At 57.3% G+C, this 21,734-nt stretch carries 18 protein-coding genes; 10 read left to right on the top strand and 8 right to left on the bottom strand.

What is annotated here, in order from left to right:
- The first annotated feature begins 32 nt into the window (after window positions 1-32).
- The 3 genes from mtnN to H650_RS18400 are packed head-to-tail and all read left to right on the top strand — an operon-like array spanning window position 33 to window position 2,162.
- A complete protein-coding gene (mtnN, locus tag H650_RS18410) occupies window positions 33-731 on the top strand; it encodes a 5'-methylthioadenosine/S-adenosylhomocysteine nucleosidase (RefSeq protein ID WP_020456599.1) in 699 nt (232 codons plus the stop codon).
- Window positions 724-1,524 carry a vitamin B12 ABC transporter substrate-binding protein BtuF gene (btuF, locus tag H650_RS18405; protein WP_020456598.1) on the top strand — a complete coding sequence of 267 codons (801 nt, stop codon included), beginning with the start codon at window positions 724-726 and terminating at the stop codon, window positions 1,522-1,524. The genes mtnN and btuF overlap by 8 nt, the downstream gene beginning before the upstream one ends.
- Before the next feature lie 14 nt (window positions 1,525-1,538).
- Window positions 1,539-2,162, top strand: a complete 624-nt coding sequence (locus tag H650_RS18400) for a TRIC cation channel family protein (RefSeq protein WP_020456597.1) — start codon at window positions 1,539-1,541, stop codon at window positions 2,160-2,162.
- 47 nt (window positions 2,163-2,209) lie between these two features.
- Here the strand turns inward: H650_RS18400 and erpA are convergent, their stop codons facing one another.
- Together erpA and clcA are read right to left on the bottom strand one after the other, a co-directional pair.
- Complete coding sequence (gene erpA, locus H650_RS18395) at window positions 2,210-2,554, bottom strand: iron-sulfur cluster insertion protein ErpA (protein WP_017457984.1); 345 nt, start codon at window positions 2,552-2,554, stop codon at window positions 2,210-2,212.
- 81 nt (window positions 2,555-2,635) lie between these two features.
- Window positions 2,636-4,042: a H(+)/Cl(-) exchange transporter ClcA gene (gene clcA / locus H650_RS18390; protein WP_020456596.1), complete on the bottom strand. Its 1,407-nt coding sequence runs from the start codon at window positions 4,040-4,042 to the stop codon at window positions 2,636-2,638.
- A 170-nt stretch (window positions 4,043-4,212) separates the two neighbouring features.
- Between clcA and hemL the strand changes: the two genes are divergently transcribed.
- Window positions 4,213-5,493, top strand: a complete 1,281-nt coding sequence (hemL, locus tag H650_RS18385; protein WP_020456595.1) for a glutamate-1-semialdehyde 2,1-aminomutase — start codon at window positions 4,213-4,215, stop codon at window positions 5,491-5,493.
- Between the two features lie 36 nt (window positions 5,494-5,529).
- Here the strand turns inward: hemL and fhuB are convergent, their stop codons facing one another.
- The 6 genes from fhuB to hrpB form a co-directional block, all read right to left on the bottom strand.
- Complete coding sequence (gene fhuB / locus H650_RS18380; RefSeq protein WP_020456594.1) at window positions 5,530-7,512, bottom strand: Fe(3+)-hydroxamate ABC transporter permease FhuB; 1,983 nt, start codon at window positions 7,510-7,512, stop codon at window positions 5,530-5,532.
- Complete coding sequence (gene fhuD, locus H650_RS18375) at window positions 7,509-8,399, bottom strand: Fe(3+)-hydroxamate ABC transporter substrate-binding protein FhuD (protein ID WP_044489567.1); 891 nt, start codon at window positions 8,397-8,399, stop codon at window positions 7,509-7,511. Before fhuD ends, fhuB begins: the two co-directional genes overlap by 4 nt.
- The gene (gene fhuC, locus H650_RS18370; RefSeq protein ID WP_020456592.1) at window positions 8,399-9,196 is read right to left on the bottom strand and encodes a Fe3+-hydroxamate ABC transporter ATP-binding protein FhuC; all 798 of its coding nucleotides are present in this window, start codon (window positions 9,194-9,196) and stop codon (window positions 8,399-8,401) included. Before fhuC ends, fhuD begins: the two co-directional genes overlap by 1 nt.
- A gap of 47 nt (window positions 9,197-9,243) precedes the next feature.
- Window positions 9,244-11,496: a ferrichrome porin FhuA gene (gene fhuA, locus H650_RS18365; RefSeq protein WP_020456591.1), complete on the bottom strand. Its 2,253-nt coding sequence runs from the start codon at window positions 11,494-11,496 to the stop codon at window positions 9,244-9,246.
- A gap of 252 nt (window positions 11,497-11,748) precedes the next feature.
- Window positions 11,749-14,277, bottom strand: a complete 2,529-nt coding sequence (mrcB, locus tag H650_RS18360) for a bifunctional glycosyl transferase/transpeptidase (RefSeq protein WP_017457976.1) — start codon at window positions 14,275-14,277, stop codon at window positions 11,749-11,751.
- A 117-nt stretch (window positions 14,278-14,394) separates the two neighbouring features.
- Complete coding sequence (gene hrpB, locus H650_RS18355) at window positions 14,395-16,824, bottom strand: ATP-dependent helicase HrpB (RefSeq protein ID WP_020456590.1); 2,430 nt, start codon at window positions 16,822-16,824, stop codon at window positions 14,395-14,397.
- Between the two features lie 73 nt (window positions 16,825-16,897).
- Between hrpB and thpR the strand changes: the two genes are divergently transcribed.
- The 6 genes from thpR (at window position 16,898) to folK (ending at window position 21,684) form a co-directional block, all read left to right on the top strand.
- On the top strand, window positions 16,898-17,428 hold the full coding sequence (gene thpR / locus H650_RS18350) for an RNA 2',3'-cyclic phosphodiesterase (RefSeq protein ID WP_020456589.1): 531 nt from the start codon (window positions 16,898-16,900) through the stop codon (window positions 17,426-17,428).
- Window positions 17,429-17,437: 9 nt separating this feature from the next.
- Window positions 17,438-18,142 carry a DNA/RNA nuclease SfsA gene (sfsA, locus tag H650_RS18345; protein ID WP_020456588.1) on the top strand — a complete coding sequence of 235 codons (705 nt, stop codon included), beginning with the start codon at window positions 17,438-17,440 and terminating at the stop codon, window positions 18,140-18,142.
- Between the two features lie 173 nt (window positions 18,143-18,315).
- Window positions 18,316-18,771: an RNA polymerase-binding protein DksA gene (gene dksA, locus H650_RS18340; RefSeq protein WP_007373199.1), complete on the top strand. Its 456-nt coding sequence runs from the start codon at window positions 18,316-18,318 to the stop codon at window positions 18,769-18,771.
- A gap of 87 nt (window positions 18,772-18,858) precedes the next feature.
- Window positions 18,859-19,755: a tRNA glutamyl-Q(34) synthetase GluQRS gene (gene gluQRS, locus H650_RS18335; RefSeq protein ID WP_044489566.1), complete on the top strand. Its 897-nt coding sequence runs from the start codon at window positions 18,859-18,861 to the stop codon at window positions 19,753-19,755.
- Window positions 19,756-19,810: 55 nt separating this feature from the next.
- Window positions 19,811-21,208 (top strand): polynucleotide adenylyltransferase PcnB, encoded by a 1,398-nt coding sequence (gene pcnB / locus H650_RS18330; RefSeq protein ID WP_238328404.1) that lies wholly within the window; start codon window positions 19,811-19,813, stop codon window positions 21,206-21,208.
- The gene (gene folK / locus H650_RS18325) at window positions 21,205-21,684 is read left to right on the top strand and encodes a 2-amino-4-hydroxy-6-hydroxymethyldihydropteridine diphosphokinase (RefSeq protein ID WP_020456586.1); all 480 of its coding nucleotides are present in this window, start codon (window positions 21,205-21,207) and stop codon (window positions 21,682-21,684) included. The genes pcnB and folK overlap by 4 nt, the downstream gene beginning before the upstream one ends.
- The last annotated feature ends 50 nt before the right edge of the window (window positions 21,685-21,734 follow it).

The following is a 21,734-nucleotide window of genomic DNA, read 5'->3' as shown; positions in this document are numbered from 1 at the left end:
AATCCTGTCTTATCACATTAGCGAGTATCTCCATGAAAATTGGCATTATTGGTGCAATGGAAGAAGAAGTTACGCTGCTGCGTGACAAAATCGAGAACCGTCAGACGCTGAACGTCGGCGGGAGCGAAATCTACACCGGTACGCTGAATGGTACAGAGGTTGCGCTACTGAAATCCGGCATTGGTAAAGTGGCTGCCGCCATGGGCGCGACGCTGCTGCTGGAGCGCTGCCAGCCGGATGTGATTATCAACACCGGTTCCGCCGGTGGCCTTGCAGCAACGCTGAAAGTGGGCGATATCGTGGTTTCCGACGAAGCGCGTTATCACGATGCTGACGTGACCGCTTTTGGCTATGATATTGGTCAATTACCCGGTTGCCCGGCGGGTTTCAAAGCGGATGACACCCTGATTGCCGCAGCAGAAGCCTGCATTGGTGAGCTGAACCTGCATGCCGTACGTGGCCTTATTGTGAGCGGCGATGCCTTTATTAACGGTGCCGAAGGCCTGGCGAAAATCCGCCATAACTTCCCGCAGGCGATCGCCGTTGAGATGGAAGCGACCGCCATCGCGCACGTTTGCCATAACTACAGCGTACCGTTTGTGGTGGTTCGCGCTATTTCCGACGTGGCGGATCAGGAATCCCACCTGAGCTTCGATGAATTCCTGGTTGTGGCTGCGAAGCAATCCAGCCTGATGGTTGAAACCCTGGTACAGAAACTGGCGCGTGGTTAACTCTCTTTTCAGGGCGCTTGCCGCCCTGCTTATTCTGCTCCCGGCGTGGCTTTTCGCCGCGCCGCGTGTTATCTCACTTTCGCCAGCCAATACCGAACTGCTTTTCGCTGCGGGCATTACACCTGTCGGCGTCAGTAGCTATTCCGATTACCCGCCACAAGCCGCGCAGATTGAGCAGGTGGCAAGCTGGCAAGGGATGAATCTGGAACGTATTGTCGCGCTGAAACCGGATCTGGTGCTGGCATGGCGTGGCGGTAACACCGAACGTCAGGTGAATCAACTCAAGCAATTCGGTATCACCGTGATGTGGGTGGATGCGATCACCATTGAGCAGGTCATCGAGACGCTGCGTAAGCTCAAAGTATATAGCCCGCATCCGCAGCAGGCGGAACAGGCGGCGCAGAAGCTGCTTTCCCAGTACAACGAATTGAAAACCCGCTACGCCAGCCTGCCGAAAAAGCGTGTGTTCCTGCAATTTGGCGCGCAGCCGCTGTTTACCAGCGGAAAAGGCTCGATTCAAAACCAGGTGCTGGAGCTGTGCGGCGGGGAAAACATCTTTGCCGCCAGCCGCGTTCCCTGGCCACAAGTGAGCCGTGAACAGGTGCTGGCGCGCCAGCCGCAGGCGATCGTGGTGGCAGGCGATGAAAAAGAGATCCCGCGAATCGAACAGTTCTGGCGAAATCAGCTCAATGTACCGATTATTTCTCTGCACGGTGACTGGTTTGAACGGGCAAGCCCGCGTATTATCCTCGCCGCTCAACAACTCTGCACTGCCCTTGCGCAGGTGAAATAACCGGGGAATTCACCATGCTGGTTTACTGGCTGGATATTATCGGCACCGCCGTATTTGCTATATCAGGCGTTCTGCTGGCGGGAAAACTGCGAATGGATCCGTTTGGTGTGCTGGTACTCGGCGTCGTGACCGCCGTTGGTGGCGGGACGATCCGTGATATGGCGCTGGCCCACGGCCCGGTATTCTGGGTTAAAGATCCAACGGATTTAGTGGTGGCGATGGTGACCTGCATGTTAACCATTGTGCTGGTACGCCAGCCGCGCCGCTTGCCGAAATGGATATTACCGGTACTGGATGCCGTCGGGCTGGCGGTGTTTGTCGGTATTGGCGTAAATAAAGCCTTTCTCGCCGAAACCGGCCCGCTGGTGGCGATTTGTATGGGCGTGGTAACCGGTGTTGGTGGCGGTATCATTCGTGACGTGCTGGCGCGCGAAGTGCCGATGATCCTGCGTACCGAAATCTACGCTACCGCCTGTATTGCGGGTGGCATTGTGCATGCAACGGCGTATCACTTCTTTGCCGTACCGCTGGAAACGGCAAGTATGCTGGGCATGGTGGTCACGCTGGTTATCAGGCTGGCGGCGATTCGCTGGCACCTGAAGTTGCCCACGTTTGCGCTGGATGAATCAGGCAGATAACAAAAAAGCCGTGTCAGTGACACGGCTTTTTATATATGAAGGATTTATTAAATACTGAATGAAGAGCCGCAACCACAAGTGCTGGTCGCATTCGGGTTAGTCACCACAAAGCGGGAACCTTCCAGACCTTCAGTGTAATCAACTGAACCGCCAACCAGATATTGCAGGCTCATCGGGTCAACCACCAGGCCAACGCCCTGCTTCTCAATGGTCATATCACCATCGTTGATTTGATCGTCAAAGGTAAAACCATACTGGAAGCCGCTGCAACCACCACCGGTGATGTAGACACGCAGCTTCAGATTTGGGTTATCTTCGTCCGCAATCAGGTTTTTTACTTTGTTGGCTGCTGCGTCGGTAAACTGCAGCGGCAACGCTACGTCATCACTCATGTCTTGCTCCCGTTGATACTGCGATCTGGTCAAATAGTAACCCGACCTTTTCAGCTATTATCCAATACGCTACTAAATCGTTCAAGTATTCTCCCGCGGCAACTCGCGTTCGCGAGCCGCATCCTGCCTGGCAAGCGTACGTGCCAGGATCGCGGAATAGAGCGGTTTTCCGCCCAAAAACTGTGCTAACAGTGTCGCACCAAGACAGGTAATGATCATTGGCAAAATAAGCTGATAATTGTCAGTCATTTCCAGAACTAGCACGATGCCGGTCAGCGGCGCACGCAGCGACGCGGCCAGTAATGCGCCCATTCCGGCAATGGCGAATGTCCCCGCATCGAGCTGATAATGCGGAAAAATCGCGGCACTCGCGCTGCCAAACGCCATGCCTAATACCGTGCCAAGCGCCAGCATCGGCGCAAATATGCCGCCCGGCGCGCCAGAGCTAAAACAGAGTAACGTGGTTGCCACACGAATCAGGAAAATAAACAGCAGTGCGCCAACGGTATAGTTTCCGGCGGTCGCAATCGGGATAAGCGCAAAACCCCCGCCGGAAAGCGCAGGTGCAATCAACCCAAGCACGCCGCAACAACCGCCGATGACACCGCCAATCAGCACCCATTTCCCGGTATGCCCGCCGTGGATACGCTGAAACAGATCCTGGGTGCGCAACACCAGCGTGTTAAATAGCGGTCCGATGCCGCCAAAAATCATGCCCAACACCAGATAGAGCCACAGTGTATTAACCGGCGCATTGCTGAGCTTACCGACGTCAATTACTGCCGCCTCGCCGTTAAACACGCGAAAGACAATGCTCGACATAATCACGCCGGTGAACACGGCTTTAATTGAGATCAGGTTGTAATGAAACTGCGAACGCATCTCTTCAATGATGAAAAGAATACCCGCCAGCGGTGCATTAAACGCGGCAGAAAGCCCGGCTGCCGCGCCGGTCGCCAGCAACGTATGACGTGCTTCACCGCTGCGCAGGCGAAACAGATCGCTCATCATGCGCCCGATATTGCCGCCGATCTGCACGGTTGGCCCTTCCCGCCCCAGCACCATGCCCGCGCCAAGTGTTCCCATCCCGCCGAAAAACTTAACCGGTAAGACTCGCCACCAGCGCACCGGACGCAGTTCCTCCAGCGCACCTTCAATTTCCGGGATCCCCGAGCCGCCGGCTTCGGGCGCGAATCGCCGCACCAGAAAATAGCCAATCATCGCCAGCACTGCCGAGCCAATAAATGCCAGCGGCCACACCAGTGCGCTGTCCGCCATCTGCGCCAGCGCGCCAATACGTGCGTTCAACACCGCATTCACGGCTTTTTCAAAAAATACGCCCACTAATCCTGTGACTGCGCCCGCGACGGCGGCAACCAGCAAAATCGCCAGTGGCGTTTTATCGCGTTGCAGCATCTGGCGCATGATGTTGCGGCGTCGCCGTTGCTCAACCTGCTGCTGTTCAAATGAAGGGATTTGCGCTGACATTGATTTTCGATAAGTAATACAAAAGAGGCATTTTACCCGGCAAGCCTCAGCGCGTCGCGGGTAAAATCCCTGCAAAATATGTCGTTTCACCGGGGCAAAACTTTCATAACATTCCCGTAATCACATAGAATGACCGGCATTGATTTTTCCACGAACCAGGAATGAAAAGCATGAGTAAGTCTGAAAACCTCTATAACGCAGCGCGTGAGCTTATCCCGGGCGGTGTGAACTCACCGGTACGCGCCTTTACCGGCGTGGGCGGTACGCCGCTGTTTATCGAGCGTGCTGACGGTGCTTATTTGTATGATGTCGACGGCAAAGCCTATATCGATTACGTCGGTTCCTGGGGCCCTATGGTGCTCGGTCACAACCACCCGGCAATTCGCAACGCGGTGATCGAAGCGGCCAGCCGCGGCCTGAGCTTTGGCGCGCCTACCGAAATGGAAGTCAAAATGGCGCAGCTGGTCACCGAACTGGTGCCGACCATGGATATGGTGCGCATGGTGAACTCTGGCACCGAAGCGACAATGAGCGCTATTCGTCTGGCTCGCGGGTTTACCGGCCGCGATAAAATTATCAAATTTGAAGGCTGCTACCATGGCCACGCCGACTGCCTGCTGGTGAAAGCCGGTTCCGGTGCGCTGACGCTGGGCCAGCCGAACTCACCGGGCGTTCCGGCCGATTTCGCTAAACACACCCTGACCTGCACCTATAACGATCTCAGCTCGGTACGCGCGGCGTTTGAGCAATATCCGCAGGATATCGCCTGTATCATCGTCGAACCGGTCGCCGGAAACATGAACTGCGTGCCGCCGCTGCCGGAATTCCTGCCGGGCCTGCGCGCGCTGTGCGATGAGTTTGGCGCGCTGCTGATTATTGATGAAGTAATGACTGGTTTTCGCGTCGCGCTGGCGGGTGCACAGGATTATTACGGTGTGACACCGGATCTGACTTGCCTTGGCAAAATTATCGGTGGCGGCATGCCGGTCGGCGCATTTGGCGGGCGTCGCGAGGTGATGGACGCGCTGGCACCTACCGGCCCGGTCTACCAGGCGGGTACGCTCTCCGGTAACCCGATTGCCATGGCGGCAGGCTATGCCTGTTTAACCGAAGTCGCCCAGCCGGGCATTCACGCCACGCTGACCGAACTGACCACGCAACTGGCCAACGGTCTGCTGGACGCCGCGCAGGAAGCCGGCATTCCACTGGTGGTCAACCATGTCGGTGGGATGTTTGGTCTGTTCTTTACCGATGCCGAAAGCGTGACCAGCTATCAGGATGTGGTGAAGTGCGACGTAGAACGTTTTAAACGCTTCTTCCATTTGATGCTGGAAGAAGGCGTATACCTTGCGCCGTCGGCGTTTGAAGCGGGCTTTATGTCTGTCGCGCATAGCGAAGAGGATATTGACAACACCATCGACGCTGCACGTCGCGTGTTCGCCAAATTGTAATCGGCGAAGCCTCTCCCCGGCGGGAGAGGCTCTCTTTTAGCGGCTCTGCTTTCTCAGCAAATAGATAAAGTATGGCGCGCCGATAAAGGTCGACAGCAACCCGGCGGGGATCTGAAACGGAAACAGCAGCATCCGCCCGCACCAGTCGGCAAACACCAGCAGTACTCCCCCCACCAGCGCTGAAATCACCATATGCGGCATTGTGCGACGAAACCCCATCATCCGCGCGATATGCGGTGCCATCAGGCCAACAAAACTCAGCGGGCCAATGGTCATGGTCGCCGTTGCCGTGAGCGCTGCTGCCAGTAACAACAGGCCGACGCGCGACGGTGTCAGCGCCATCCCGACTGAACGCGCGGTGTCACCACCAAGCGGTAAGATCGTTAACCAGCGGCGACACAGCGGTGTCAGCGCCAGCAACATCACCATCATCACGCCAGTACGCCAAACCTGTTCGCCAGAGGCATTGTAAGTGCTGCCGGAAATCCACGTCAGGATCTTTGCCATGCGCGGGTCACCGCTTGCCTGTAACATCATCAACAACATGGTAAACGCTGTGCTCAACGCCATCCCTGCCAGCAGCATACGGTGCGGCGAAAAGCCACCGCGCCCGGCGGCAACCATGATAATCAGCAACGTCACCGCGGCCCCCAGGCTCCCGGCGGGCATCAGCCAGCCAAACGCGTTACCCGGTACGAAGAACAACATCAATACCACGCCAAACGCCGCGCCTGAGCTTATCCCCAGCACTTCCGGGCTGGCCATCGGGTTGCCGGTCAGGCGCTGAATAATACACCCCGCCACCGCCAGCATCACGCCGGCGGTGAGCGCAGCGACAATGCGCGGCCAGCGCCACGGCATCAGTTCGTCGAGCAACTGTCCGCTGGCAAAATGCCAGCCTGTCGCGTCACGCCCGAACGTCAGCGCTAGCCCCATCGCCAGCAACAGAAGCACGAAACCGCCCAACGCAAACCACTGAACGTGCTGGCGCTCAGCCGCCACGTTATCCCCGGCATCCATCGCGGGTGCGCTCATGCTGCGCAGCCGTGGCAGCAACCACAACAGCAACGGCGCGCCAATCAGCGCAGTGATCGAACCGGTGGAAACTTCCATCCACACGCGAGTCAGCCACCAGATAACTTGATCGGAGAGCCAGAGGATCAGCGCGCCAATCAGCGGTGCCAGCAGCAAGCGCGACAACAAGCGACGTGCGCCGAGCATTTTCGCCAGTAGCGGCGCAAACAGGCCGATAAAACCGATAATGCCGACCGCATTGACCAGCAACGCACTCAACGCAATCGCCAGCGTCAGGGCCGCCAGGCGCGCCAGCGACAGCGCCAGGCCAAGATTACGCGCAACGCCGTCATCCAGCCCCATCAGCGTTAGCGGGCGCAACAGCAGCAGCGTTAACACCGCACAACCAAGCAGCTGCGGCCACAAGCGCTGCACGATGCTCCAGTCGGTTTGCGTTAGCGTCCCGGTGCTCCATAAAAACATGCTTTGTAGTTGATCGTGATGGAACAGCGCCAGCAGTTGGTTAATCGCCCCGCAATAGAGGCTCACCACCAGACCGGCGAGGATCAGCGTCACCGGCGACAAACGCTTTCCCCAGGCCACGCCAAACACCAGCGCGCCGACTGCACATGCCCCGGCAAGCGCGGCAAACTGTGAAGCCAGCACGCCGGGGATCGACCACAGCGTGGTAATGGTGATGCCCAGTTGCGCCCCGGTTGCCACGCCCAGCGTTGTCGGTTCGGCAAGCGGGTTTCGCAGCACCTGCTGAAACAGCACACCGACCAGGCCAAGCCCGGCACCGACCAGCAGAGAAATCACCAGACGCGGCAACAGGCTGTAGTGAAACAGCATCTGATCGATAAGGTTGATGTCCGGCGCGACGAAGGCCTGCGCCCACTGCGCGCGCGGCAAAGCGACGGTTAAATTGTTCCAGCTAAGCACGGCAGCGGCGATAAAAAGCACCGTCAGCAGCAACGCGGGAAAAGGCGAAACACGTCGGTTCATGCCCGGCCTCCCAGCGCATTATCCAGCACGCGGGTAAAATGCATCGCCGACAGCGTTGCGCCATAAAACCAGACCGCCGGCACCCGCTGGAAACGCCCGGCGCGCACGAAGGGCATCGCCTGCCACAACGGCGTCGCCATCAGTTTTTGCATATCCTGCTCGTTACCGTGATCGAAACAGATAACATCAACGTCTTTGTATTCCGCCAGCCGATCGATACCCACCGCCACGCTGCCCCAGAAAGAGGTTTCGCCGTGCCAGGCGTTACGAATGCCCACGCTATCGAGCACTTCCTGGAACAGGCAGTTCGGCCCGAACGCCAGCACATGGCGCGGGTCGAGCAAGGTGATCATCAATAAAGGGCGATCGCCGCGACGTGCAAAATGCGGTTTTCGCGCTTCAATGAGGGCATCAAATTCGTCGAGATGTTTTTTCGCGGCGGCCTCCAGATTGAGGATCTGCGCCATCTCGTTTAACGAGTGCTTCGCCATGGCGAGCGGCTTTTTACCATCGCTAAAGGTGAAGCCGCGCCCCGGCGCGATTTGCGCCAGCTTCGCTTCGGAAGGGCCATAACCTGCCGACCATACCAGCCAGGAGGGTTTCATTTGCGTCAGCAATTCGAGATTCGGCTCGGTACGCAGCCCAACGTCAATCACCGAAGCGGGCAACGCAGGCTCGTTGACCCACAAGTTGTAACTCTGCACATCCGCAACGCCATAAGGCGCGACGCCGAGCGCCAGCAGCAATTCAACCGGCAACCACTCCAGCGCGACAATGCGCGTCGGATCGATCGCCGCGGCGTGCGCGTTGCGCATGTTCCACAACAGGGGAGAGAGCGCCATCGCCGTCAGTAAGCGACGACGGCTAATGTGATGTAATCCAGTCATCAGTAAACAAAACTCACCGGTGCTGCCCCCGCAGGATGCGGCAGGATCCCCATCGGGATGCCGTAAATGTGTTCCAGCGTTTCGGCGCGCATTAATACGTCCGGCGTGCCTTCGGCGATCATCTCACCACCGCGCAGCGCCACCAGATAATCGCAATACCGCGCCGCCATATTGATATCGTGCAGCACGGCAATCACCGTCAGCCCGCGCTGCTGGCTCAAGCGGTGCACCAGCGCCAGCACATCCACCTGATGGGCGATGTCCAGCGCCGAGGTAGGTTCATCCAGCAGCAGGCAGCGGCTGTCCTGCGCCACCAGCATGGCGATCCACGCGCGCTGGCGTTCGCCGCCGGAGAGACTATCGACCAGGCGGTGCGCCAGCGGCTTTAAGCCCACCAGCGCAATCGCTTCTTCCACTTTTTCTCTGTCGGCAATGCCAAAGCGCCCCAACGCCCCGTGCCACGGGTAGCGGCCAATCGCCACCAGTTCACGAACCGTCATCCCTTCCGCCTGCGGCAACTGCTGCGGCAAGTAGGCCACTTTGCGGGCAAAGGCTTTGCTGCTCCAGCTAGCGAGCGGCTGCCCATCCAGCAAAATATCACCGTCCGAGGGCGGCTGGTGACGGCCAAGCATTTTCAGCAGTGTGGATTTTCCGGAGCCGTTGTGGCCAATCAAACCAGTGACTTTACCCACCGGAAAGGTCAGCGACAGCGGGTGCAGCAGCGTGCGGCCGGGCACACGAAAGGTGACATCGCTGAGTTGAAAGGTGGTATCGGGAAGCGTGTTGTTTTCCTGCATGATTGCCAACTTATAAATGGGCACGGCGAACCGTGCCCGAAGAGAGATTAGAAGCGGAAGGTTGCCGTCGCCACCACCTGGCGTTCTGCGCCCCAGAAGCAGCCGTAAGTGTTAAAGCAGCTTGCGACGTATTCACGATCGAGCAGGTTGTTGACGTGAACCGCCACGTTGGAGCCAGCCATACCGAAGCGAGCCAGATCGTAACGAACCAGCGCATCGACAACCGTGTAGCTACCCACCTTGAAGGAGTTCGCCGGATCGCCATAGCTGGAACCCGTCAGGCGAGCGCCGGTGCCTAATGTCAGGCCCGAGAGCGCGCCGTCGTAGAAGGTGTAGTCGCCCCACAGCGATGCCATGTGTTTTGGCACCTGCGCCGGGGTGTTGCCTTTGTAATTGGTGTCGGTGGTGTATTCCGCCTGCGTATAGGTGTAAGAACCGACCATATTCAGGTTGGCTGACAGCGCCGCTTTGGCTTCGATTTCAACGCCGCGCGCGCGAATTTCACCGCCTTCAACCGACCAGAAAGAACCTGCTGGATCGGCCATCAGGTTGTTGCTCTTGGTGAGCTGATAGACCGCGCCGGTCAACACAACCGGACGATCTTTGGGGCTGTATTTCACACCGGCTTCGTATTGCTTGCCTTTCGACGGCGCGAAGATCGCACCGCTCGCCCCTGAAGTGGACGCCGGTTCGAACGATTCGCTGTAACTGAAATACGGCGTTACGCCGTTGTCGAACAGGTAGTTAACGCCACCGCGCCAAGTGAACTGGTTATCGTCGCGTTTCGTTGTGGTGTCGGAGGTGCGGTTGTACGCGCTCTGTTTAGCCCAATCGTAACGTCCGCCCAGCGTCACCAGCACTTTATCCCACTGCGCCTGATCCTGAGCATAAAGCCCCGTTTGCTGCTGGCGGTTCAGGATCTGATACGCACCGGAAGGCGTGGAATGCGCGTCGAAGTCGAAATCGCTGCGATCCAGATTGTAAATATCCGACGGCGCAACAGAACCGGCATAACCAAACCATGAATTGATGTCATTGCGCATACGCATGTAGTCGACACCGGTCAGCAGGATATGATCGATATCCCCGGTGGAGAAGGTGCTTTGCAGTTGCGTATCAACAGAGAAGTTCTGCAATTTCTCGCTATCAATCACGTACTGGCGTGTCAGGTAATGTCCCCATTCAGACTGGGCGATACCTGCACACGGGCTAGTTGATGGATTGCCGGAATAGAGCGGATCCGAGCACATGCCATAACCGTACACGCTGTTTTGCGAGGTTTTATTTTGCGCGTAACGCAGATTCTGGCGCACGGTAAAGGTGTCGTCGAACGCGTGTTCGAAGCTGTAACCCACCATTTTCTCATTACGGGAATAGGTGTTGTTCTTCGCACCTTCGTTGAAATCGGTCGATAAACGCTTGCCGTTTGGCAGCGGTTCAACGGTTCCCTCTTTCGGCAACCAACCGTAATAACCGGTATCCGGCTCGTTCTGGAAATAGGACAAGAAAGTGAAGTTGGTCTTGTCATCAGGACGCCAGCTAAACGATGGCGCAATGGTGTAGCGCTGTTCTTTTGCCCCTTCCTGCTGTGCGTTAGCAGAACGCGCCAGCCCGGTTAAGCGGTAGGAGAAAACACCGTCATCATCCAGCGCGTCGCTAAAATCAAAGCCGGTCTGGAACAGGTTATTGGTGCCGGCTTTAAACTGTACTTCATACAGCGGCGTGGTGGTCGGGCGCTTGCTGACCATATTCAACAGGCCACCCGGGCTGCTTTTTCCGTACAGCACGGAAGTGGGGCCGCGCAGAATTTCCGCACGCTCAACCATGTAAGGATCAATTACCGCGTCGTTATAGAAGTTGCCCTGCATCTTCAAACCGTCGAGGTAGTTGTTCTGGCTCTGCCCGTCGGCGGCAAAACCACGAATAATCAGGTAGTCATAGGTATTGGAGGCGCCACGCGTACCGACAGCGACACCCGGCGTATAACTGAGGGCTTCTTTCACGGATTTCGGCTGATGCAGCGCGATCTCCTCGCTGGTCACCACCGAGATGGATTGCGGCGTTTTCTCCAGCGGCATATCGGTTTTCGTCGCCGTCGCCGTGTGTTTCGCGGCGATGGTCGCCGCCGGTCCCCATGCGCTTTCCTGCGGAGCGGCGCTGGTGGTAACGGTGATGGTTTCTTCTTTTTGGGTTGTTGCAGCCTGTGCGTAAACAGACATGCCGCTAACCGCTGTGGCTACTACAACCGCGATTTTACGCAGCGTAGTGTTGACTGGCTGAGCAGTGTTAGGACGCGCCATTAGTTTATCTCTGATTCAAATGAGTGAACGATAACGTAAACGAGAATTATTATTATGACCGCAGCATAATATGCGAAGCGCTGTGCGCATAGCAAGCAGTAAGCCGCCTGAAACGGCCTGAAGGATGAAGAAATAACCAGACGAAAAGCAGGTGGTTAACAAGGGTTTAATATAACGTTATTTGCATGTTTAGGGCGTTAAAAAACCCCCGATGTTGCCATCGGAGGTTTCAGGTTTTGTCACGGCAGAAAGTTAGTTACCGCCGAACATCTCTTTGATCCAGCCTGCGACACCATCGCTTTTCTGCTCCTGCTGCGGCGGCTGTTGAGGCTGCTGCTGCGCGGGTTGCTGCGGCTGCTGGGACTGATCAAACGGGTTGCCGGTTTGCGGCTGCACTTGGTTTTGCTGGCACAGCGTTTCCGGGCTGGTCGTCCAGACCGGAAGCTGGCGCACACCGCCACCGCCGCAAACGAAATTACCCATGTCATCAACACCCATATTGGTGATGTCTTCCGGCGGCGTCAGATCCAGCGGGATCGGCGACTGGTTTTCCAGATAACGCTGGTAAATCGCCATCGCGCCGCTGGCACCATACAGCTTCGTCGGCTGGTTATTATCGCGGCCAACCCAGGTAATGGTCACTTCGCGCCCGTCGATACCCGCAAACCAGGTATCGACGTTGTTGTTGGTAGTACCGGTTTTACCCGCCAGATGCAGGCCCGGATACTTCGCGCCAAGCTGGCGCCCAGTGCCGCGCTGGACAACCTGCTGCATCGTCCACAGCGTCATGTACGCCGCCTGCGCCGGTACGGCACGTTCGGCCTGCGGGAAGCTCTGATACAGCACCGTGCCATCTTCAGCAATCACCGAACGCAGCGCGGAAAGCGGTGCGCGGTTACCGCCGCTGGCGATGGTCTGGAAAGCCTGCGCCACTTCAATTGGCGTCAGGTTCAGCGCACCAAGCAGCATAGACGGCATGCCGGTCAGCTGATCTTTCGGCGCGCCGAGTTTCTGCCAGGTGTCCGTCACCGCAGGCAACCCTACCGCCATCCCGAGGTTCACTGTCGGTACGTTCATCGACCGGGTCAGCGCATCGACCAGCATCACCTGGCCGCTAAAACGACGGTCATCGTTTTGCGGTGCCCACACCTGGCCGTTAGACAAGCGCAGTGAAATCGGCGCATCGGCAATCCAGGTATTCAGGCGATAGATATTCGGCTGGCTTAGCGCCGTCAGGTAGGTTGCCGGTTTCGCCAGCGAACCAATGGAGCGGCGCGCCTGCATCGCACGGTTATAACCCGCGAATTGCGGCGTCGCACCGCCGACCATCGCGCGCACTTCACCGGTGTAGCGGTCGACCACCACCATTGCCGTTTCAAGATCGGTCAGCTTGCGCTGTTTGATCAGCAGCGGAATACCTTCCACGGCGGCTTTTTCGGCGGCGTCCTGCGCCACGGAATCAAAAGTGGTGAAGATCTTCACGCCGGAGAGATCTTTCACTTTATCACCGAGCTTCGCTTGCAACTCCTGACGCACCATCTGCATAAACGCTGGCTGCGGTGAAATCACCCCGCCGCGCGGCTGCACGCCGAGCGGACGCGCGCTCAGCATGTCATACAGCTCCTGGTCGATAACGTTCTGCTGTTGCAGCAAGCGCAGCACCAGGTTACGACGCTCCAGCGCCAGTTTCGGGTTACGCCACGGGTTATAGATTGACGCACCTTTAACCATCCCCACCAGCAATGCCTGCTGATCAAGGCTCAGCTCTTCCACCGGGCGGCCAAAATAGTAGAGGCTCGCCAGCGGGAAACCGCGGATCTCGTTGTCGCCGCTCTGACCGAGGTACACCTCGTTCATATACAGCTCAAGAATACGATCTTTGCTGTAGCGGGCATCCATAATCAGCGCCATATAGGCTTCGTTGGCTTTACGCCAGTAGGAGCGCTCGCTGCTGAGGAACAGGTTTTTCACCAGCTGCTGCGTCAGCGTACTCGCCCCCTGCACGGTGCGTCCGGCGGTCAGGTTCGCCAGCACCGCACGGCCAATGGAGTAAAAGCTGATGCCGTCGTGCTCGTAAAAGTGGCGGTCTTCGGTCGCCAGCAGCGTATCCACCAGCAGATCCGGGAAGCCATTGCGCGGCACGAACAGGCGCTGCTCGCCATTAGGCGAAGAGAGCATGGTGATCAGGCGTGGATCGAGGCGGAAGAAACCGAACTGGCGGTTGCTGTCCATATTCTCGATGGTTTCCAGACGAGAGCCGTCAAAGGTCAGACGCGCACGCACCTGCCCCTCTTTACTGTCCGGGAAATCAAACGGACGGCGGATCATCTCAATGCTTTTCGCCTGCACAGTAAACTCGCCGGGACGCGTCATCTTCGTCACCTGGCGGTACTGAGTAGCTTCCAGCAGTTTCACCATCTCGTTTTTACTGATTGCCATATCCGGTTCGAGGTTGACCATACGGCCATACACCGCGGCAGGCAGTTGCCAGACTTTTCCGTCGATACGGGCACGGATTTTTTGATCCAGATACACGCCATAAATGGCGCACAGCACGGCCAGAACGATGGCAATTTTTAACAGCAGCCAGAACCAGCCGCGTTTGCCGCGTGGCTTCTTGCCTTTGCCTCTTCCTTTTTTCGGCATCGGTTCCTCGTCTTCATCGTCATCTTCATACTCGTCGTACTCCTCTTCCCGAAGTCGACGACGGCTGATTTTCTCTTTCGCCGGACGCGCTGGTTTACCCTTGCGTCCAATTGGCTCGCGGTCATTCCCCGCCATGCTTTACTCTCCGCAACTTTCAGGCGCAAGGGCCTGATTCTCAACTCTTCCGCACCGGGGCAGAAGAAGAAATCTCTCAATTTATCGCACGGTTCGATGGCGAAAAGCCCATCCCTGTTACGAATACTTTTTAGTGCGCCGCGTCGGTGCCGTATTGGCCGGATCGTCCGGCCAGACATGCTTCGGGTAGCGCCCTTTCATCTCTTTTTGCACTTCGCGATACGCGCCTGCCCAAAACGCGCTTAAATCACGGGTGATTTGCAGCGGACGTTGCGCAGGGGAAAGCAGCTCCAGCACCAGCGCCACGCGCCCTTGCGCGATGACAGGCGTTGTCGCTTCGCCAAACATCTCTTGCATGCGCACCGCCAGCGCCGGCGGGTTATCTTCGTGATAACGAATCGCTATCCGGCTTCCCGTCGGCACAGTGTAATGCGCAGGCAGCTCACTATCCAGACGTTGACGTAATGACCACGGCATCGCATTTTGTAACGCCTGGCTTAAATCGAGCGCTTTCAGCTCACGCAGCGAACGAATACCGCTCATTTGCGGCAATAACCACTGCTCAAGGTTCTCCAGCAACGAAGCCTCATCGACCGCTGGCCAGTCCACTTCCGGCAGCCACTTCGCCGCACAATGCAAACGCAAACGCAGTTGCTCGGCGTCCGGCGTCCAGTTCAGCACGCGCAAGCCTTTATCACGGATACCGTTCAGCATCGCCCGATGCAACTCCTCTTCGGAGGGTTTCGCCAGCGGTTGTACTTTTAATGTCAATTGGCCTATCTGGCTGCGGCGAAAGGCTTTTAACGTGCCCTGTGCCTCGTCCCACTCAACCGTGTCGGACTGCTGCAATAAATGGGGGCAGCGGGTGACAAGCGCGTCGATATCCAGCGGCAGCGCCAGCAAAATCCGCGCATCCGGTGATGCGCTACCCTGCAACAGCAGAGGTGCTATCAGCCATTCGTGACGGTTGAGCGCATCATCGGCGTCCAGCGTTGCGCCCATGCCGTTCGCCAGTTGATAGCGACCTTCCTGTCCGCGCCGGCGGGCAATGCGATCGGCAAAGGCGCTTGCCAGCAACGGCGCAAGTACGGTGTTGTCCGGCTCGCCATCGCTGCTTTTCAGGCGGCGAGCCAGCTGGCGCGCGCGCTGCTGCCAGTTCGGCTGGTTGCGTGAAAACACCGCGCTCAAGTCACTATTTGCGCCGCGTGGTGGCTCTTCCAGAATCGCCGCCAGCTTCGCCGCCGTGGCAATTTCATCGCGACCATTTGCCGCTGCCAGCATCGCAGCCAGGCGCGGCTCGTTACCGAGCGCCGCCATGCGCTGCCCAAACGGCGTCAGTCGCCCGTCCTCAAGCGCCTGCAACTGGCTGAGCAGCTTGCGCGCCGCCGCGAGATTTACCGCTGGCGGCAGATCCAACCATTTGAGCTGGGCAGGCTCCTGGCATCCCCACTGGATTAATTCCATTAACAGTCCGGATAAATCACTACTCACTATTTCAGGGCTGCTCTGCGCCGCCGCGCGTTCCGCCTGCTCTTTACTCAGTAAATGCACACAAATGCCAGGCTCAAGACGACCGGCACGTCCGGCACGCTGCGTCATCGAAGCAACACTAATGCGCTGCGTCACCAGCCGGGTTAAACCGCTGCGGGCATCAAACCGCGCGACGCGCTCCTGAGCGCTATCCACCACCAGGCGAATGCCTTCAATGGTCAAACTGGTTTCGGCGATATTAGTCGCTAGCACTACTTTTCGCTGCCCGACGGGCGCGGGCAAAATGGCTTTGCGCTGCTCACTGAGCGGCAGCGCACCATAGAGCGGGCAGAGCAGAACATCGCTACCGACGCGGGAAGCCAGTTGCTCCTGCACACGCTGGATTTCCCCGACGCCCGGTAAAAACAGCAGCAGCGAACCGGGTTCATTACGCAGTAATTCAGCGGTCGCCTGGGCGACGGCTTCATCAAAACGAAGATGAGAAGGCAACGGTTGATAACGCTGCTCAACGGGGTACGCCCGCCCTTCAGACACAATGGTCGGGGCCTCTGGCAACAACGCCTGCAAACGGGCATTATCGAGCGTTGCCGACATCACCAGCAGTTTGAGGTCATCGCGCAGCCCTTGCTGCACGTCTAACAGCAATGCCAGGGCGAGATCCGCTTGCAGGCTGCGCTCGTGAAATTCATCGAGGATCACCAGCCCAACGCCGCTGAGTTCCGGATCTTGCTGCACCAGCCGCGTTAAAATGCCTTCCGTCACGACTTCGAGCCGGGTATTTGGCCCCACGCAGGTTTCCGCACGCATCCGGTAACCCACGGTTTCGCCTGGTTTTTCATCAAGCAGCTCCGCCAGCCGCTGTGCCACATTGCGTGCCGCCAGCCGACGCGGCTCAAGCAGCAAAATACGGCCAGTAATGTCGCCTTGTTGCAGCAGCTGCAACGGCAACCAGGTCGATTTCCCTGCGCCGGTGGGTGCGCTTAACAACACCTGTGGCGCGGTGAGCAGGGCAGAAAGAATGTCGGGCAGAACGGCGGCGACTGGCAGTGAGGACACAAAAGCTCCGGAGGGTTAACATAAGCCGGCCAGCAGTATAACATCGCCGTAAACCTTTGACCTCGAGCCCGCCATGTCTGAACCAAAAAGGCTGTTTTTCGCCCTTGAACTCCCTGCGGATATTCAGACGCAGGTGGTGCAATGGCGTGCGCAACAGTTCCCGCCGGATGCGGGGCGGCCGATTGCAGCGGCGAATCTGCATCTGACGCTGGCGTTTCTCGGCGAAATCAGCGCGGAAAAACAGCGCGCACTGGAAGCGCTGGCCGGCCGGATACGCCAGCCCGGTTTCACGCTCACGCTGGATGATGCCGGGCAATGGCTGCGTTCGCGCGTCGTCTGGCTCGGTTCACGCCAGCCGCCGCGTGGGTTGCTGCAACTGGCGGATATGCTCCGCGCCCAGGCGTCCCGCAGCGGATGTTATCAAAGCCCGAAGCCGTTTCACCCGCACATTACGCTACTGCGCGACGCCAGCCATGCTGTCACGATCCCACCGCCGGGTTTTCGCTGGTCGTTTCCGGTGACGGCGTTCGCATTGTATGAATCACAATTTATCCAGGGTCGAACCCGCTACACGCAGTTGCATCGCTGGACGCTTAAAAAATAAGGATTTTCCATGGATTTTTCCCCGCCGCTTAAATCCGCCACGCTGATTCAGCGTTATAAACGTTTTCTTGCGGATGTGATCACGCCTGAAGGGGAAACCCTCACGCTGCATTGCCCGAATACCGGTGCGATGACCGGTTGCGCGACGCCAGGCGACACGGTCTGGTATTCCACGTCGAATAATCCTAAGCGCAAATATGCCCATACGTGGGAATTATCCCAAACCCAACAGGGGGCATTTATTTGCGTCAATACTCAGCGGGCAAATATGCTGACAAAAGAAGCAATACTTGCTGACCAGGTGCCTGAACTCAGCGGATATAGCGCGCTGAAAAGCGAAGTAAAATATGGTGCGGAAGGTAGCAGAATTGATTTTCTGTTACAGGCGGATGACCGGCGCAACTGCTATATTGAAGTGAAATCGGTCACGCTCGCCGAGCAGCAGTCAGGCTACTTCCCGGATGCCGTCACCCTGCGTGGGCAGAAGCATTTACGGGAATTAATGAGCGTCGCGGCCAACGGCGATCGCGCGGTAATTCTGTTTGCCGTTCTGCACTCTGCCGTTGAACATTTTTCTCCGGCACGCCATATTGACGAGGAATACGCACGATTATTGAATGAGGCACAACACCGGGGGGTAGAAGTTATCGCTTATAAAGCGGAACTTTCTGCCGATAATATCACTCTTAAGTTGCCACTACCTTTTACGGTATAAAGGCAAGCTTTTGACGAGTAAGTGATTTGGTCGCGTGCGCAAATACGCTTTTCTTCACAGGGTTGTCAAGTGTTACGTTTAGATATTTGCCATCCGTAAAAGCATCTGCTATTTATAGCGGCCTGATTTTTCCCCCACACGGGGATCGATAGTGCGTGTTAAGGAGAAGCAACATGCAAGAAGGGCAAAACCGTAAAACATCGTCCCTGAGTATTCTCGCCATCGCTGGGGTGGAGCCGTATCAAGAGAAACCGGGCGAAGAGTATATGAACGAAGCCCAGCTGGCGCACTTCAAGCGTATTCTTGAAGCATGGCGTAATCAACTTAGGGATGAAGTCGATCGCACCGTCACGCACATGCAGGACGAAGCAGCTAACTTCCCCGATCCGGTCGACCGTGCCGCGCAGGAAGAAGAGTTCAGCCTCGAACTGCGTAACCGTGATCGCGAGCGCAAGTTGATTAAAAAGATCGAGAAGACGCTGAAAAAAGTGGAAGACGAAGATTTCGGCTTCTGCGAATCCTGTGGCGTTGAAATTGGTATCCGTCGTCTGGAAGCACGTCCGACTGCCGACCTGTGCATCGACTGCAAAACCCTGGCGGAAATCCGCGAAAAACAGATGGCGGGTTAATCCCCTGACGTCTTCAACGGCGCACCGCTAAGGCGTGGTGCGCCCTATACGGCGGGATCGATTCCCGCCTATATTTTTGCCAGCGACATGCCTGAATCACACTATATTGGGCGCTTTGCGCCATCCCCATCCGGTGAACTGCATTTTGGTTCGTTAATTGCTGCTCTCGGCAGCTATCTGCAAGCCCGCGCCAGCCAAGGCACCTGGCTTGTTCGCATCGAAGATATCGATCCCCCCAGAGAAGCTCCCGGCGCGGCAAACACCATTCTTCGCCAGCTTGAGCATTATGGTCTGCACTGGGACGGCGACGTGCTATGGCAATCCCGTCGCCATGACGCCTACCGCGAGGCGCTCGCCACCTTACAACGCAAAGGGCTGAGCTATTTTTGTACCTGCACGCGCGCCCGTATCCAAAGCATCGGTGGCACCTACGACGGGCATTGCCGGACATTACAAAATGGCCCGCAAAACGCCGCCGTACGGCTGGTACAGCAGCATCCGGTGCTGCACTTCGACGATAAATTACGCGGGCGCATCACCGCCGACGAAAAACTGGCGCGGGAAGATTTTATTATTCACCGCCGCGACGGGCTGTTTGCCTACAATCTCGCGGTGGTGGTCGATGACTATTTTCAGGGCGTCACAGAAATTGTGCGCGGCGCGGATCTGATAGAACCCACGGTGCGGCAAATCTCCCTTTATAACCAGTTTGGCTGGCCGGTGCCGACGTACGTTCATTTGCCGCTGGCGCTCAACGAGCAGGGAAATAAGCTTTCCAAGCAAAACCACGCCCCCGCGTTGCCTGAAGGCGATCCGCGCCCGGTAATAATCAGGGCTTTACAATTTTTGAACCAGGATGTAACAAATGAGTGGCAGGATCTGCGCATCGACGCGCTGCTGCAAAAAGCGGTGGAAAACTGGACGCTTTGCCGTGTGCCGGATGCCGTGGATGCGAATACAGCATTCTCAAACGGCTCGCGCTGAGCTATGATTAGCCGCTATTTTTTTGTCCTGACGTTTGACACTACCGAGGTGTACTATTTTTACCCGAGTCGCTAATTTTTGCCGCAAGGTGCTAAGCCGCGAAGAGAGCATGGTCGTTGAGGCTATGGCCCAACCGCAGATGACGGTTATTCCGCGTGAGCAGCACGCTATTTCCCGCAAAGATATCAGTGAAAATGCGCTCAAGGTGCTCTATCGTCTGAATAAAGCGGGCTACGACGCTTACCTGGTAGGCGGCGGCGTGCGCGATTTATTGCTGGGCAAAAAACCAAAAGATTTTGATGTGACCACCAGCGCAACGCCGGACCAGGTGCGTAAACTGTTCCGCAACTGCCGCCTGGTTGGCCGCCGTTTCCGCCTTGCGCATGTGATGTTCGGGCCGGAAATTATCGAAGTCGCCACCTTCCGTGGTCATCACGACGAACAACAAACCGATCGCACCATCTCCCAGCGCGGGCAGAATGGCATGCTGCTGCGTGACAACATTTTCGGTTCCATCGAAGAAGATGCCCAGCGCCGCGACTTCACCATCAACAGCCTTTATTACAGCGTTGCTGATTTCACCGTGCGTGATTACGTCGGCGGTATGCGTGACCTGGAAGAGGGTGTGATTCGCCTGATTGGTAACCCGGAAACCCGCTATCGCGAAGATCCGGTGCGCATGCTGCGCGCGGTGCGCTTTGCCGCCAAGCTCAATATGCGTATCAGCGAAGAGACCGCCGAGCCAATCCCGCGCCTGGCAACGCTGATTAACGATGTTCCTCCGGCGCGCCTGTTTGAGGAATCGCTGAAACTGCTGCAGGCCGGTTACGGTTACGAAACCTACCGTTTACTGCGTGAATATGGTCTGTTCCAGCCGCTGTTCCCCAGCATCACCCGCTACTTCACCGAAAAAGGCGACAGCCCGATGGAGCGGATTATTGACCAGGTGCTGAAGAATACCGACAACCGCATTCGCAACGACATGCGCGTCAACCCGGCGTTTTTGTTTGCTGCGATGTTCTGGTATCCGCTACTGGAAAACGCCCAGCGCATTACCCAGGAAGGCGGTCTGGCCTATTATGACGCTTTCGCGCTGGCGATGAACGATGTGCTGGATGAAGCGTGCCGTTCACTGGCGATCCCAAAACGCATCACCACGCTGATCCGTGATATCTGGCAGTTGCAATTGCGGATGTCCCGTCGCCAGGGCAAGCGCTCATGGAAACTGATGGAACACCCGAAATTCCGCGCGGCTTATGATTTACTGGCGCTGCGCGCCGAAGCCGAAAATAATGGCGAGCTGCAACGTCTGGCGAAATGGTGGGGTGAATTCCAGGTTTCCGCACCGCCAGCTCAGAAAGATATGCTCAATGATTTAGGTGATGAACCGGCAGAACGCCGTCGCCACCGCCGCCCGCGCAAACGCACGCCGCGCCGCGAAGGTAGCGCATGACCCTCGCGTATATCGCGCTCGGTAGCAACCTGGCATCACCGCTCGACCAGGTTAACGCCGCGATGACCGCCCTCGGAGAGATCCCACAAAGCCGCATCGTGGCGGTCTCTTCGTTATATCGCACTCCCCCGCTTGGCCCGCCGGATCAACCGGACTATCTCAACGCCGCCGTGGCGCTGGAAACCGACCTTACGCCAGAAACGCTGCTCGATCACACGCAACGCATTGAACTCCAGCAAGGCCGCGTACGTAAAGCAGAACGCTGGGGACCGCGCACGCTCGATCTCGATATCATGCTGTTTGGCAATCTTACCCTGAATACCGAACGCCTGACGGTGCCGCACTACGACATGAAAAACCGTGGCTTTATGTTGTGGCCACTGTTTGAAATTGCGCCCGATCTGCACTTCCCGGACGGCACATCGTTGCAGGAAATTCTTGCGAACCTGAACGCGCCGAAACCCAACGCCTGGTAATTTCCCGCTTTCGTCACGCCCCGCGCTCACCGCTTGCCTAAAATCATTGC

The sequence above is a fragment of the Enterobacter sp. R4-368 genome (genome assembly GCF_000410515.1).
Lineage (GTDB): Bacteria > Pseudomonadota > Gammaproteobacteria > Enterobacterales > Enterobacteriaceae > Kosakonia.
This window is presented reverse-complemented; position numbering and strand designations above follow the sequence as displayed.